This is a genomic window from Bacteroides sp. OM05-12, from assembly GCF_003438995.1.
Taxonomy (GTDB): Bacteria; Bacteroidota; Bacteroidia; order Bacteroidales; family Bacteroidaceae; genus Bacteroides.
Window position 1 is genome coordinate 158,248 of the sequence record NZ_QSUN01000004.1, and the last position, 16,303, is coordinate 174,550.

13 protein-coding genes are annotated in these 16,303 nt (G+C 38.6%); 10 read left to right on the forward strand and 3 right to left on the reverse strand.

All coding sequences use genetic code 11. The annotated features are described in order from the left end of the window. Positions 1–10: 10 nt before the first annotated feature. The 5 genes from DXB63_RS05335 to DXB63_RS05355 all read left to right on the forward strand — a co-directional run bounded on the left by DXB63_RS05335 (position 11) and on the right by DXB63_RS05355 (position 5,207). Positions 11–499 (forward strand): hypothetical protein, encoded by a 489-nt coding sequence (locus tag DXB63_RS05335; protein ID WP_122125362.1) that lies wholly within the window; start codon positions 11–13, stop codon positions 497–499. A 68-nt stretch (positions 500–567) separates the two neighbouring features. Further along, the gene (locus DXB63_RS05340; RefSeq protein WP_122125363.1) at positions 568–1,959 is read left to right on the forward strand and encodes a lipopolysaccharide assembly protein LapB; all 1,392 of its coding nucleotides are present in this window, start codon (positions 568–570) and stop codon (positions 1,957–1,959) included. Between the two features lie 130 nt (positions 1,960–2,089). Then, entirely contained in the window at positions 2,090–2,440 is a 351-nt protein-coding gene (locus DXB63_RS05345) for a DUF3244 domain-containing protein (RefSeq protein ID WP_122125364.1), read from the forward strand. A 41-nt stretch (positions 2,441–2,481) separates the two neighbouring features. After that, a complete protein-coding gene (locus DXB63_RS05350; RefSeq protein ID WP_147332261.1) occupies positions 2,482–4,194 on the forward strand; it encodes a hypothetical protein in 1,713 nt (570 codons plus the stop codon). After that, positions 4,191–5,207, forward strand: a complete 1,017-nt coding sequence (locus DXB63_RS05355; RefSeq protein WP_122125366.1) for a T9SS type A sorting domain-containing protein — start codon at positions 4,191–4,193, stop codon at positions 5,205–5,207. Before DXB63_RS05350 ends, DXB63_RS05355 begins: the two co-directional genes overlap by 4 nt. 152 nt (positions 5,208–5,359) lie before the next feature. On the opposite strand, the gene DXB63_RS05360 is transcribed toward DXB63_RS05355, so the two are convergent. Continuing rightward, positions 5,360–5,977: an HU family DNA-binding protein gene (locus DXB63_RS05360; protein ID WP_122125505.1), complete on the reverse strand. Its 618-nt coding sequence runs from the start codon at positions 5,975–5,977 to the stop codon at positions 5,360–5,362. Positions 5,978–6,642: 665 nt separating this feature from the next. On the opposite strand from DXB63_RS05360, the gene DXB63_RS05365 reads away from it, so the two are divergent. The 3 genes from DXB63_RS05365 to DXB63_RS05375 all read left to right on the forward strand — a co-directional run bounded on the left by DXB63_RS05365 (position 6,643) and on the right by DXB63_RS05375 (position 10,516). Next, positions 6,643–7,536, forward strand: a complete 894-nt coding sequence (locus DXB63_RS05365) for a VapE domain-containing protein (protein ID WP_233522806.1) — start codon at positions 6,643–6,645, stop codon at positions 7,534–7,536. Positions 7,537–7,950: 414 nt separating this feature from the next. After that, the gene (locus DXB63_RS05370) at positions 7,951–9,627 is read left to right on the forward strand and encodes a hypothetical protein (RefSeq protein WP_122348092.1); all 1,677 of its coding nucleotides are present in this window, start codon (positions 7,951–7,953) and stop codon (positions 9,625–9,627) included. Between the two features lie 229 nt (positions 9,628–9,856). Next, positions 9,857–10,516: an outer membrane beta-barrel protein gene (locus tag DXB63_RS05375; RefSeq protein ID WP_122125369.1), complete on the forward strand. Its 660-nt coding sequence runs from the start codon at positions 9,857–9,859 to the stop codon at positions 10,514–10,516. Here the strand turns inward: DXB63_RS05375 and DXB63_RS05380 are convergent. Continuing rightward, positions 10,458–11,288, reverse strand: a complete 831-nt coding sequence (locus DXB63_RS05380) for a patatin family protein (RefSeq protein WP_122125370.1) — start codon at positions 11,286–11,288, stop codon at positions 10,458–10,460. The two genes, DXB63_RS05375 and DXB63_RS05380, sit on opposite strands and share 59 nt — an antisense overlap. Positions 11,289–11,295: 7 nt before the next feature. Continuing rightward, positions 11,296–13,491, reverse strand: a complete 2,196-nt coding sequence (locus DXB63_RS05385; protein ID WP_122125371.1) for a cation:proton antiporter — start codon at positions 13,489–13,491, stop codon at positions 11,296–11,298. Positions 13,492–13,608: 117 nt separating this feature from the next. Between DXB63_RS05385 and DXB63_RS05390 the strand changes: the two genes are divergently transcribed. Together DXB63_RS05390 and DXB63_RS05395 are read left to right on the forward strand one after the other, a co-directional pair. Continuing rightward, a complete protein-coding gene (locus DXB63_RS05390; protein WP_122125372.1) occupies positions 13,609–15,000 on the forward strand; it encodes an aminopeptidase P family protein in 1,392 nt (463 codons plus the stop codon). A 47-nt stretch (positions 15,001–15,047) separates the two neighbouring features. Beyond that, positions 15,048–16,244: an aminopeptidase C gene (locus DXB63_RS05395; protein WP_122125373.1), complete on the forward strand. Its 1,197-nt coding sequence runs from the start codon at positions 15,048–15,050 to the stop codon at positions 16,242–16,244. Positions 16,245–16,303 lie beyond the last annotated feature (59 nt).

Sequence of the window (16,303 nt, forward strand, 5' to 3'; positions counted from 1 at the left end):
AGGAAATGACATGAAGAAATTATTAGTAAGCATGCTACTGTTAGTATGCACCTTGGCAGTACATGCACAGTTTGAAAAGAACAAATGGTTTGTAAATACTTCCGTTACCGGATTAGGATTATCATACAGCGGACAAGAAAAGACTCATTTCGGATTTGATGCGAACGGAGGAGCTTTCATGACGGACAACATAGCATTATTAGTATCCTTGGGAGGTGACTATGGAAAGCATATCAACAACACGACCCACGTAGGCGTGGGTGGACGCTACTACTTTGACAAAGTAGGAATATTCTTGGGACTGGGTTTGAAATACAAGCATTTCGGAGACATCCCTACCAAAGATAATGACTTAGCCGCAGGTTTCGAAGTCGGTTATGCTTTCTTCCTGAGCCGTACAGTTACCATAGAACCTGCCGTTTACTACGATCAAAGTTTCCTGCATCATAAGGATTACAGCAAAGTAGGATTCAAAGTAGGATTCGGATTCTATTTCTAAAAACCTTTAACTAGCGGGGCAGCCTTGTTTGGGTCTGCCCCTAATATATAAATCGGACACAAAGAAACATGAAAAAAGTTTGGCTATTACTATCTATATTTTTTATCCTCTCTTGTAGTGGAAACAAATCCCAACAGGCTACACTCCTATACGAGCAAGGAAAAGAACAGGAAGAAAGAGGAGCTGTAGATTCCGCAGTCGTTACTTACAACGCAGCCATTAACCTATTGAAGCAAACGGATGACAAGCCATTACTAGGAGAAATTTACAACCGAATCGGTGATTTATATTTGGATAATGACCTTGAGCCTAACGCTTTCCAAGCATTCCAAACAGCACTTAAATATAATTCCCTTTTGACAGAAAAGAGTAAAGCCTCTTATTCCCTTCGAGGAATGGGAAAAAGCTATATTTACAGACTTATGCCGGATTCCGCATTACACTTTCATTTATTGGCAAATCAACTCATACCACAGATTAAGGATACAGATGAAATAGCCAATATACATAATAATCTTTCTAATGCCTATTTAGAACTAAAAAACTACGATACTGCTCTTGCACATATCACCAAAGCTCTTTTTTTCTGCAAAGACAGTAATAATATCTACAGTAGTTATTCCACAAAGGCAAGTATCTTTATCGCTATGCATCAATATGACTCTGCTCTAATCTATCTTAAAAAAGGAATTTACAGTAGCAACATTTATACCCAAGCAGCGTGTTATTTGCAATTATCCAGATTATCCAAAATGATCGGAGATCCAAATTACACAGCATATTTAGAAAATTTTAATTACTTGAATGACTCAATAGATCGACAAAATCAAAACACCAGCATAGCAAATGCTGAACAAAATCTTATCAAAAAACATACAGCTCAAGAAAAACGCTTATTAATAATATGTATAATAGGTATTCTTATTATAAGTTCATTAGGCTATTATCTGGTATTACATTACAACAAGAAGAAAATAAACAGAACAAACAAACAGTTACAAGAAAGTAAAATCACTATACAAGAAATTCAGTCACAACTCCAAGCTATTTTGGCAAATATAAAAGAAACAGGGGAGACTTGCACTAAAGAATTTATAAAATCCAAAGAATATCCGGTTATAAAAGATCGGGCAAAAACCGATTTTGTTCTATCTTATAAAGAACAAGAACAATATTGCACTCTACTATTAAAACACTTTGATCCTTATATAAGATGCTTAGCTAACGTTATGTCTATGTCTAAAGAAAGCTATTATCTCTGCTGTCTTTTCTTAATCGGATTTAATACAAAAGAATGTGCCAATTTTCGTGGTATATCAACTAAAGGACTCCGTACGCAAAAAGGTAGAATATTCAAAAAAATAAAAGAATTGTTTGGGACGGAAATAACTTTTGAATATTTCTTTAATCTTCCTGAAAAACAAGTAAACCCAGCAAACAAAAGCCTTCATTCGGATTAGAATGAAGCGCCAAACGCATATAACAAACTAGAATACAATAATTTACATTCATTCATTTTGAAGCATTTTATACTTGCCTATTTCTCACTTTTACCATAGTTTTGTTGCATTAATTAAAAAGCAAACAACTATGATGAAACAAATTCTATTAATGATCGGAGCACTATTCATTTACTCATTATCTTTTTCTATGACACAAGCTCCCGGTAAAAAAATTATTCTGAAAGGAGGGAACACACTTATTCCCTCAAGTTCCGTTCAAGTAACGCTAGATAAAGATAAGACATTAACCACTACTTTCAACAAAGATATGGATAATGTAACTATTACAATCAAAAAACAATCCGGTGAAGTTATATCCATTGAAAATATGGATGCTAAAGAGTGGGATATTTGTCCTACCAACATCCCCGATTACAAAGAGGGTGAATACATTATCGAAATTTCGACTCCTGATGGAGAGCTGGAAGGACAATTTTAATCATTAACCTACTAAATTAAGTCCATAATAATACTATAAATATGAAACAAATTTATTTATCACTTATAGCAGCCAATAGGAAAGTAATCTATTTAATTTTACTTTTTACTTGCCACATAAATCTATTTTCACAAAAAACAGTTATTTTAAGTTCATCAGATAAATTCTTGGATGGTGCTCCTACAATTGTAAAACCAAGTTTATCTAAAGTACAACGGTTGAACAGTGCTAATAGAGGAACAGTGATTTGCATGTATGAATCAGATTTCAGTATTCCTGACAGCATGAAAAGCAGTATCGAAGTTGCAGCCCAAACGTGGGAAAGCTATCTAAATAATAAAGATTCAATATATATAAAATTTACTTTAGAAAATCTAGACAACGATGACATTCAAACCGATGTTACTTATCTTGTACAAGACAATATGATTTATCCTTACTGCCTTGCAAGACATAACAAAATGATTTCAGGAACAACCAGAGAAGGATTTGATGCTGTAATAGTTATAAATCAAAACACGAAATGGGATTGTGGTTTTAGTGATAAAATCATTTCATCTTCCAAAAATCTAACAAGTGCCATACTCAGAGGTATAGCAACGGCTATGGGATTTGGCGCAAGTATCAGAGAAAGAAAAGGAAATATTATAGATTTTTACATACCTTCAAAATATTCTGTTTTTGACAATTTAGTCATCTCCGATACAAATAAACGTCTTAGCAGTATGGTTAATAATCCCAATTTAAAAAACTTTGTTACCTCTAATTTATATGCATTAAAAATAGCAGCTACATATCAACTATATACTCCTAATCCGTTTGAATATTACTCTTCTTTACGCTATTTTAAAGAAAAAGGTTCACTCATGTCATATGGTTTACATACTGGTGAAAAACTTCAACAGGTAGACAGCAAGACGATAGAAATCTTAAAAGAAATGGGATGGAAGCCCAATGAACCCACTACTATAAAAATTATTGCCGAAGGTATCCCTGATACCGGAATTACTTCAGCTTATGAAAGCCATTATTTTTATTTTGAGAATAATACAGGATATCCAGTAAATGAACCTCATTGGACTTTTGAACTGACATTCAATAATGGAGAAAAAACAATTCTTGCACAATCAAATAGTTCAACTTTTACAATTCCAGCTTTATCAAACACAGATCAGTATAAAAAAAACGTAGAAGGAGACATCAATGGTATCATAACCCTTACAGCCGTAACAAACGGGAAAAAAGTTGTCCAAATGTATAACTTAAACTTAGAAGTTAAACCTGCTATTTATTATGTAAGTAAACCTATCTATACATATAGATCATCAGATCATGCCTATTTTGCTGATTTTACTGTTAAATACGGTGGAGCACGATATTTAACAGTTGGAGCTGAAGAAGATTATGTCACAGGATATGATGTACAAGATATTTTTGAGCCTTATCAAACTCATGTACGAGTTGGTCCCTTTGGTGATCATCACGACGCATGGGTTGATTTAACCGTTGAAAACCAATATGGAAAAACGACACAAACCGTAGAGTTATATAAATTAAAGAAGATTTCAATTCCAGGTTCTAATACTACAAATCTCACAGATTTCAATGTGAAACTATATGATATGAATGGAACACTTGTTAAGGAATATTACAAATCTGACAAAGTTGAAAGTTTGTATTTACCAAAAGGCTTTTATATTCAAAAATATTACAACAAAGAAGAGTGTATAAAGACTGAAAAAATCGTATTATGAAAATCAAATATCTCTTTTTAGTCATCTCATTATGGCATTTCAGTTTAATATTTGCAGGTAATATTAATGCCCATTTAAAAAATGGAAAGCCAGTAAATGAAGGGGGTGTTTTACTACTAAATGACACCTGCATCTTCAAATACAACACCCCCCAATCCGAAACGGAATACAATTGGATATTCAAAATTGATAAAGCAGATGGTAGCAGTTACGAAATAAAAAAACAAATTACCGGACAATCGACTTTTACATTTTGTATAGATTCTGCTTTATATAAGAATTCTGCTTTGGGAAAAGAATTTAAAAGAACCGTCTTGGATAACGATAGCTCAGTATATTATACAGGACAAGTATATTGTTATCTCAAAAATGATTTACGAGGAATATTTCCCCTCAAAATTAACCTTTTACCCTCCATCCCAAAGTTTTCAAGTGTAAAACTTATATATGATAACTTTAATGAAGAACATCTTTCTTTTGAGAATGATACCGTACGTTTTACGATTAATATCTCGAAAACAGATCGGTTACTTTTAAAAGGTGGAGATCATATGCGGGGAAATGACTACTTTTTCGGTGTTATTCGTCAATACTTATTAGATAGAAATTGTAAGAATTACATTATTGATATTCCTTATTTTTATTTTGAAGATTTTTTTGCACTCGAAGCGACTAATAGTAATGGAACAGTCGCTCCAGATGATATAGCTTTCATCATTGACTATATAGATGACCCGGAAATATTGGAAGCTATACGACGAGCTACAGATATTAAATCTACACAGAATGATAGTATAGATATCCATCATACACCTCAATCGGATATTCTACAAATCCGAGGGGAACTCTCTTCTATACTTGAATGCAAGATTTATGATACAAACGGGAAAATAGTTAAAAGTACAATCCCGTCGTCAAATACAATAGATATTTCAGATTTACCAAGTGGGATATATATTACTATATGTACGATGAAATCGAATAAATTTGTAATAAAGAAAATTTTAAAATAAACATTTACGATATCGCGACCTTTAAAGAGATTAAAAAGTAAATATAACAATTTCCATATCCTACCTTCACCTTATCACTCTACGAACATATCACACTAATACACAGAGCAATAAAGTGAAGGTACTATTTTTTTTAACTGCACCCCGAATTTCTACAAACGGCTTTTCCTGAAATTGCCGGGAACGGGATAATAAAACGGAGCACGGCTATGTCCGGGATGTGTCAGACGACCGTCTTTTACCCTTGTCTGCAAACGACGCAATGCCGTCATATAACTCAGACCGCAAAGGCCACGCATTTGCGCTGTGGTGATGTAATCATGGTCGGCAAAGAAGTCGGTCAGCCGGGCGTCAATCTCAATATCGCTAATGTTATTCGAACGGTTTGAGTAGGTTACTTTCTCAAAACTCACCGCTCCCATTTTCCGCATCAGCTTCTTTTCCGGTGTGAAAACAATGCCTTTGAACTGTATGCTCTCGGCACGAATCTCTTTCGTGGTACGAACTGACGGTGAGTGGGCACTGACACGAAACGAGCCGATTCCGTCGATATGAATGCTGCGTCCTTCGGGAAGTTCGGTAAACAAAACCTTTGCCAGTTCCACCAACGTACCTGTCACATCACCCTCTTTTATCGTGGAACGGGAGGCTATCATCCGGGCGATGTCTTCCGTCTCCATTGTATCCCGCACTACCACACGGGCATGATACCTCACTTTGTCTTTATTCTTCGGCTGAGGTGTACGGAAGAAATCATAGGGAACTGCCATATTCATTATTTTTTAAAGTGTATAAATTAGCTTTCGGATAAGGTCTGACTATCTTTTTCAACCTGAATAACTAGATCTTTCACATGATGTGCAAGATGTTTTTCACAGTTGTGAAAGTTCTCTTGCACATAATATGAAATACAACTTTCACACTTGTGAAAGAGATAATAGACAAGGGACAAAGATACAAATATTAAACGGAAAAAACTAATTAACCCTTACTCGATACTTAGATGAATTTGTTGGTTTTCAAAGGGTAAAATAGTTGCAAATCCCTGATTTACGACTATATATTTGCAGCCTGAACAAATTTAATAAATATCAGTATGATGAACAAAATCGTTAAAAGTATCTTGAAAGCATGGAACAACTGGTTCCTGAAATCGCCGGAACGCACTGTTTCAAACCGTAGGTATTCCGCCATGACAAAAGAATTGAAAGATTATCTGCTCCGGCATTTTGACTTTCGCTACAACCGGCTGACAGGCGTCACCGAATATCGTCCGGCGGGAGAAAAAGGAACAGCGTTCCGCCCTATCGACGACCGGGAAATGAACGGCATGATTATCGACGCACGACTTAAAGGAATGCTTTGCCGCCACAGCGACCTCCCGACACTGGTTCTCTCAAACAATATAGAGAGTTACAATCCGTTTCACCTCTATATGGACGAACTTCCGTCATGGGACGGGCAAGACCGGGTCACTCCCCTGCTAAAGCTGGTTTCGGAGAACGACATCTGGCTCAGGGGCGCACGTTACTGGCTGCGCGCCATGGCTTCGCAATGGATGGGGCGACAACGCAGCCATGCCAACACGCTGACACCCATCCTGATCAGCGACAAACAGGGATTGGGGAAAAGCACTTTTTGCCGCCGCCTACTTCCCGACGCGCTTCAGGCATATTACATCGACAACCTGAACCTTGCTCCGGGCAGCAATCCGGAAAAGAAACTGGTAAAGAACGGGCTTATCAACCTTGACGAGTTCGACAAAATCAGCGAAAGACGTCACGCCGACCTGAAAAATCTTCTGCAAATGCTCACCATACCTATATATAGAGGTAAACGAATCGGGATGGTCACCGAAGACCGCCTGGCATCTTTCATTGGCACGACAAACAGCCGCGAAGTGCTGACCGACCCAAGCGGAAGCCGGCGTTATCTTTGCATAGAGGTCTCGCAATCCATTTCCGAAGAACCGATCGAGCACAAACAGTTATACGCCCAGCTTAAACAGGAAATAGAGAACGGAGAAAGCGACCACATGAACCGGGAAGAAGAAAAAGAGTTGCAACGTCACAATCGCGCCTACTATCGACAGACACCTATGGAGGATGTGTTCTACGAATGTTTCCGTCGCCCCAACGGTCAGGAGAAAGGAATATGGCTGACCGCCGCCGAAATATTCAGGAGAATGCAGCAGTACAATACTTCCGCGCTACGCGAGACTTCCGCCAAACAAATGGGTAGCCGATTGATAGGCATAGGACTGAAAGCCAAGCACACCAATCATGGGAATTATTATCATGTGATTCCTAACGATGCTACTAATGGTTAAATTAGTAATGTTGCCGATGATTTTTCTATTAGAAGATCCGTAAATATAATAATTTGCATTATATTTACATCATCAATCAGATATATAGAGCATTTTAGATGCCATGGGAGATATTACTTTAAAACAGCAAAAAAACGTCCTTCTAAGAAAGGCAATAAACTTGATTCTAGAAAGATAGATTCAGGAGATAAGTTTATTTTGTCTGATGTCTCCAAAGAAGAACTTGAAAAAAGAAGGATTCCTGTATATCCTTACTTACTGTAATGCTTCAAAGCGCATATATATATATTTGGAAGTTATACAATGAATGAGCTGTACCGCGTGCTATAAAGAATATAAGATTCGTTTTACATAAAGTTAACCTGTTATCTGAATAAAAAGGATGCAAGTCAAATCACAAATATCAGAGAAATTATGAAAACAATAAAACGTTGGTTTTTCTCTTTTTCAACCGCTTTAGTGGATTGGTCGGCTATTATTTATCTCTACGTCATTGTTGATAGTTTACTCTCTTTATTCGTGTTTATTCCCTCTATACCCGGCATATTGCTTTGTTCATTGACCTATTATGTTTTTTGTCTCTTTAAATGGGGGAAAACACCGGGAATGTTTATTCTATCGGGTAATTATCAACCCCTTCGAAAGGGATGGACAGTCGCTAAAGAGCTGCTAACAAGTACCTCTGTTTTTTTGCTTTTAATATACCTATCTACTGTTGTTCAGTTCACTGGTATTTATTTTTCTATTTGGATGATTGTTACTCTTTTTTGGTTGGCAGTTATTCTATTATTATTTTTACTTCCATGTTTAAAGCGTAAGATTTTTCGTTCCAAACTTGTGTTTCCCGGAAAACAGAATTGGATAGTACGAAAAAAGGCTTTAAAATATTATTCATTCCTGTGGGGAATAGCTATCAGTGTTCGTATTATTTTTTATTTTGGATTAGATAATTTCCAGACTTCTTATATCAATCCGCATACTACCCATAAATATGTAGACTTTTTACAAAAGCATCGTCAAAACACATTGGATTACATTTTCAATTTATACGATCAGTACGACCATGTTATCTTATGCGAGCGGCTTCATCCCGAATATACGCAGTGGGATTTGATTTACAGTATTGTCAGCGATCCCCGTTTCGCTCAAAAAGAAATTCAAATGTTTACCGAATATGGCCGGACGGATGCACAGGAGCGGTTTAAGCAATTCTTATCGAAAGATTATGCCAATGATACAATTCTCGAAAAAGAACTAGCTCATTTTAATGTGTATAATTCTGCGACTTGGGTATTATGGATAAATACAAACTGGTTTGATTTCTTGAAAAAGTATTATTATTTGCAGAAGGAAAAGAATCTCAAACTTTGGTTTACAGATGGGCGTATCCCTTGGGATCAAATCCATACGTCCGAAGATTATCGTAGTTCTCAGAATTATCATAGAGACAGTTTAATGGCGGCAAATATAATAGAGCGTATAGACAAGGATAGTATTGGCAAATCGTTCATCATTATGAACTCAAGACATGCCTTAACCAAAGGATCTCAAAATTGCGGATACTATGTGGCTCAACATTATAAAGGGAAAGTTGCGAATGTACTTTTGAATAGCAGTCAATATTTGCCATATACTTTTTTTGTTCAGGATGGAATTTGGGACTGTGCTTTCAATCAAATTCCTGACTCCACCTTCGCATTCAATTTTAAAGATTCTCCTTTTGGAACTAGCCGTTTGGATCTTTGGTCTGGATTGCTTGTAGCCCGTGGAACTTATGAAGATTTCTTTACCGGATTTATTTTCTATTTACCCATTGAAAGGCACTTTAAAGCAGTGGGTTATCCTTATGAATGGGATTATGAAATGGATGAATTATGCCGCCGCAATTCTCTCATCTCTGGTAGTGCGTCTTTGCTTCAAAAGGTGAATCCTTATTATAGTAATTCTTCTCCGGTAAGTCACGAATCCTTATTCTGTATAACTTGGAATGTAGTGAAAGATTGGCTCTTTATTCTATTCTCTGTGTATTCATTGTTCTTTTTGGGAATTATGTGGGTAACAGGAAGAAACAAAATAAACCGAAAAGAATAATTGAATAAGAACATATAAAAAGTACGCAAACTTTTAGGATGCAGTTCAACAAAATAGCACCTTCACTTTATTACGCTACATATCAATCATATAAGAGTAAAGCGTGATAAGGTGAAGGTAGAAATTGATTAATTTTAAAAGTGTATTTTACTATAAATTCAGGTGCTTCACTGCTTCTTTTATTCTTTTTTATTCTACTTTTGTAGCCACAGACTCAAGAATAACATCTATGAAAAAAATATATATTATAGCTCTGCTTCTCATCACATCCTGTCTTTCAGTAAAAGCGCAATGCATAAGATTGGAAAACGGATTCAGCTTTTCATCGTTAAAATCAGACAGAGTACCGATGTTTACAGATAACATCCAGCGTTATGCTTTTCTGGTAGGGGCAGATTACTGGGAGCATTCATATTGGAACCTGTCCAGCGAAATAGGATATGTCACCAAAGGAGGAAAAGAAAAGGACTTAATTTTAGATGACAACATAGCAAACGATTACATTGAAAGGCAAAATTACCTTCATCTCAACACAACATTCAGAGTGAAATACTCCATATCCCAAACCCACTTTTATGTAGGTATAGGTCCCAAAGTGGATATCCTCGTGAAAGAAAGACGTGACAATGACTTTATGCTGAAAGAGTATGAATACAGAAAACTCAATTGGGGGTTAAAACCCGAAATTGGTCTGTATCAAACATTAAAAGATAAAATAAGAGTAGGGTTGTCCGCTTCCTATCTGCTCAATTTCAGAGGAATGATGCACAGCCCTTATATCATCAAAAAAGATAATACTTTCCTGCTCACTTTTTCTCTCGGGTATATGTTCAAAACATCTTCTTCGCGCACTCATATCCTTCCTGATAAAAATCACGAAGTTTATTGACGTCTTTCTCTATGCGATCTACAACAACCGGTTTCTCCGGACGGATAACATGAATCCTGCCCTCGTCTTCCAAACGTTCCACCATCTCCAGTTGCTGATTGTATACCTTGCAACGGTTACTCAACGCGACACGCAGGCGCGGGTACTTCTTATAAATAAAATGAGGAATCTTCATATCCTTAGACGTTTTACGATAACCGCGGTTACGGGTAAGCACTACCACATTCTTCTCATTCCCATCTTCCATGGAACGTAGCAAGGGAATGGAATCTACAATCCCTCCGTCAAGCATCGGAACATCGTCCACATAAGTTATGGGGCAAACATAGGGCAGACTACTGGATGCACGCACGATATCTATAATGCGTTTCTTGTCTTTCTTTTCCTCTAAATAATTAGCCCTTCCCGTCCGGCAGTTCGTAGTCACCATGACATAACGCCCCGGTGAAGAAAAATAGGCATCATAATCGTAAGGCAGAATATGTTCGGGAAACTCGCCGAACAGCAAGTCGAAATCCATGATATTACGCTTCTTAAACAAATATTTGACACCGATATAATCATATTGTTCCAGCAAATCGATATTGCTGAATTTCGCTCTACCCCGTTGTCCGGACATATAAGAGAGTCCGTTGCAAGCTCCGGCAGAGACGCCTATCGTATAAGGAAAACGAATCTTCTTATCCATAAAGTAGTCCAAAACCCCACAAGTGAAGACACCACGCATACCACCACCTTCAAGTACTAATCCTGTTTTTTCATCAATTACCATAAATTTTCTATTTAATTGCTTTCTTCATTATCAATAACGACGGCAGTTCATTCACGTCTGCCACATTCCTCACCATCTCCTCACTCACTTCATAACCAACAACCAGCAGACTATCTTTATCAAAAGACAACTGGGAAAGGTCTTCGTATTCAATCACCTCAAGAGTTTCTTGATATTCATCCATCCATCGCTTTACCGGATATTCTCCATTCTGAAAAAGGAACAGCCGGACAGGCATACTTCCGGACTCCAAAACAGTATCTATATAAGGTAAGAGGAAATCATCCAAATCTCCTCCCAGCAAGAAAGAGATTCTTGACGGCCGCCCACTATCCAGACGGTTCACAAAAATACCGAGTGGAGCATCTATCTGTTCTACGATTTCATTGGTTCGCTCACGAAAAAGTGTTCCTACCATCTGAAAAGAGTTTTCTTTTATACGTTGCAACAATCCGGACGATAAATCGATATAGGAACTTTTACTTCCGATAAGCATTAAATCCGCCTGCTCACTCTCTCCGAGATGCACAATTTCGTCACGCACCTTATCCGTAACCTTATAACGCTCCTCTACCTTCACTTTCAGAAGAGCCGCTTCACGCCTCAGCGGTTTAAAACTATCCCGTTCATATTGTTCGGCTTTTATCGGATTCAAATCCGTACCTTCCGTATAGTGTGCCGCAATCAAATGATATTTTTTCAAACGCCTGCCAAAAAGCAGACCTAATACCAGCAACAGTTCTCTCCCACTTTCCGGACGTCCGAAACACAGTACCAGTTTACGTTTTACCACATCTTGTTTGGTATTCTTTTTATAAATCAGCTCTATTAACGAAAGCATTGGAGTGGTCATGAAGGAAGTGACCAGTGCCATGATGACCAAAATCACAAAAACAGGCGGCGGCAATACTCCCATCTCATAACCGATATTCAAAGCCACCAGTTCCATCAGTCCGCGCGTATTCATTAAGGTCCCTATGGTGAGACTGTCACGCCAAGACTCTCCGACCAAACGGGCGGCAATGGCGCAGCCTCCAAACTTTCCTAACACAGCAACCCCGATAAACAGGAGGCAAATCAACCATAATTGGGGAGTATCTATCAAGCCGATTTCCGTATGTAGCCCGGTATAGGCAAAAAACAACGGAAGAAAAAAGACCAATGCCACATCTTCCACCTTTTCCATCATCACTTTCCTGAAACCGATATTGGGCGGCATCACCACGCCTGCCATAAATGCACCAAACAAGGCATGAATACCAATCAATTCCGTTAGCGTGGCGGAGATAACAAGAATTAAAAAGATAAAACTTACAAATGTTTTATTGATAACTTCCCCCGTGGCATAGACCTCTCCCACTTTCCGAAGGAACGGACGTACCAACAAAAACATGATCAATATATATACAGCAGTCAATACGATAGCAAACAGTGCACTGACCATCGTACCCGCTTTTGCTATGGCTATCACTACGGCAAGCAAACACCAAGCAGTTACATCATCATTGGCGGCAGAAGCGATAGAGAGGATTCCAACGGAGGATTTCGTCATATTACGTTCCTGAATAATGCGCGCCAACACCGGAAATGCCGTAATACTCATGGAAATACCAATGAACAAGGCAAAAGGAAGAAAGCTCGTTTGTGACGCCGCATACTCTTCATACACCCAATAAGAGGCAATAATACCTAAAAAGAAAGGCACTAAAATACCGGCATGGCTGATAACCAATGTTTCGTTTATTTTTTTACGGATGACTCCGAAGTCCAATTCCATTCCGATAACAAACATAAAAAGAATTAAACCCAGTTGGCTTATCAACTCCAGATTCGTCAATGAATCGGGACGAAACAGCCAGCCAAAGACATCAGGAAAAAAATAGCCCAACAGAGAGGGACCGAGCACGATGCCCGCAACAATCTCCCCTATCACTCCCGGCTGACCGATATAGCGAAACAAGTAGGAAAACACCCGGACAGCAAATAAAACCACAACTATCTGGATAAGCAGAATTACCAGTCCGCCACTTAAACTGTCCGAGAAAGTGGAGCAAAACATTTGCCATGCATTTTGCTCTGCCGGTGTATGGCCGGCGGAAATAGAATCAAAACGCTCTCCCCCATGAATAGCGACATAAATAAGCCCGCCAAACAGCAAAAGCATGAGCAGGTATATAAAGTAATTTTTCTGATGTCTTGTCATGAGGTTCAACCTTTGTATAAAAAAACACAAAACATGATTTAATAGTTCACGAATTTATTAAATTTGCAGGTATTATGAATTAAAATATATCAATTATTAACTATAAAATCCATAGCTATGTTTAATGCTGAAATTTATCAAAACCGCCGCGCCGCTTTACGCAATAAAGTAGGTGACGGACTTATCCTTATTCTCGGAAACAAAGAAGCACCGGCAAACTATCCGGACAATACTTATAAATTCAGACAGGACAGTTCCTTTCTTTATTTCTTTGGGCTTAACCAACCGGGATTCGCAGGAGTCATCGATGTGGAAAGCGGACAGGAAATTATTTTCGGTAATGACGTGGATATGGACGATATTATCTGGATGGGGCCTCAACCTACAGTACGCGAACAAGCGGCATTGGTAGGGGTAAAAGAAAGTCGTCCTTTCTCCAAATTGACAGAACTGATGCAACAAGCAGTTGCTTCTAAACGCAAAGTACACTTTCTGCCTCCGTATCGTTATGATAATATGATGCTGCTCGAAGAATTATTGGGTATCCGCGCTTCTATCGTAAAACAATATGCTTCACTGGAACTGGTCAAGGCAGTAGTTGCTCTCCGTTCCGTGAAAGGTCCTGAAGAAATCATAGAAATAGAAGACGCCTGCAACGCCGGATACGAAATGCACACGGCAGCCATGCGTCTCTGCAAACCGGGTGTAAAAGAACAATATATTGCGGGAGTGCTGGACGGTATAGCCGCTTCTTACGGGAGCATGACATCTTTTGCCACAATCCTGTCACAAAACGGAGAGACATTGCATAACCACGACCACAGTCAAATTTTAACGACCGGACGCATGATGCTTACCGATGCCGGAGCAGAAAATATTAACAACTATTGTTCGGACTTTACACGTACAATTCCGGTAGGCGGAAAATTCGACAACCGCCAAAAAGACATTTACAACATCGTACTCTCCTGTCACGATAAAGCCATCGAATTTGCCCGTCCGGGTACAACTTATCAGCAAGTACATCTCTCTGTATGCAAAGTCCTGGCACAAGGATTGAAAGAGCTTGGCCTAATGAAAGGAAACATAGACGATGCGGTAGCTGCGGGAGCACATGCCATGTTCATGCCTCATGGTTTAGGACACATGATGGGGCTGGATGTACACGACATGGAAGATCTGGGACAAGTATATGTAGGCTACGATGAGGAAACACGCCCCATCAATCAATTCGGAACATCTTCTTTACGCATGGGACGCCGTCTGCAAGAAGGATTTGTCATCACAGACGAACCGGGTTGCTATTTCATTCCTGCCCTTATCGACAAATGGCATGCAGAAAAGATGCATACGGATTTCTTATGTTATGATGCCATAGAAAAGTATAAGGACTTTGGAGGTATCCGTCTGGAAGATGACATTTTAATCACTCCGGAAGGGTCACGGTTCTTGGGCAAAAAAAGGATACCTATCACCATAGAAGAAGTAGAGAATATTATGAACGAATAATTTATTGTATTATCTTTGCACACAGTACTAATGTTTAAACTTTTAATATGAAAAAACTATTGTTTACAGCCGTACTCGGTATGACGGCACTAAGTATGACAGCACAAGAAAAGAATGATTCCATTAAGGAGGAAGAAGGCTTTATTTTCACGACAGTAAAAGAAATCCCTATCACATCCATCAAGAACCAAAACCGTTCGAGCACTTGCTGGAGTTTCTCGGGAATGGGCTTTTTCGAAGCCGAATTACTCCGCCAGGGAAAAGGAGAATATGACTTATCCGAAATGTTCGTCGTACACAAAACGATGGAAGACCGCGCAGAACGCTATGTACGTCTGCATGGAGACGCATCTTACTCTCCCGGAGGTAGCTTCTATGATGCTATTTATTGTTTAAGAAATTACGGACTCGTTCCGCAAGAAGCAATGCCGGGCATCATGTATGGTGACACGCTTCCTGTTCATAATGAGTTGGATGCCGTAGCAGGTGCGTATGTAAATGCTATTGCAAAAGGAAATTTCTCCAAACTTACTCCCGTATGGAAAAAAGGATTATCTGCCATCTATGATACTTACCTCGGTACTTGCCCTGATAAATTCACTTATAATGGAAAAGAATATACTCCCAAGACATTTGCCGCAGAACTAGGATTGAATCCGGATGACTATGTGTCCATTACTTCTTTCACACATCATCCGTTCTACACAAAATTTGCGATAGAAATCCAAGACAACTGGCGCAACGGCGAATCATGGAATCTTCCTTTGGATGAATTTATGGCTATTATAGACAATGCGATCGACAAAGGTTATACTGTGGCATGGGGTGCTGACGTAAGTGAGCAAGGTTTTACCCGTGATGGTATCGCTGTCGTTCCGGATGCTTCCAAAGGTGCCGAACTAACAGGTTCCGATATGGCTAAATGGACAGGAATGACCGCTGCCGATAAACGTAAAGAATTAACTTCACGTCCTCTTCCTGAAACTAACATCACTCAGGAGTTACGCCAAACAGGTTTCGACAATTGGGAAACAACAGATGATCATGGAGTATTGATTTACGGTCTTGCCAAAGATCAAAACGGAAAACCTTATTATATAGTGAAAAATTCTTGGGGTAAAGCTGGTAAGTATAATGGAATATGGTATGCTTCCAAAGCATACGTTCAGTATAAAACAATCAATTACCTTGTTAACAAGAATGCTATTCCTAAAGAAATCGCTAAGAAAATGGGGCTCAAATAAACAAGCCCTCTTAAAATAGAAAAGCGCTGCAAAGGATAAACTTTTGCAGCGCTTTTTAT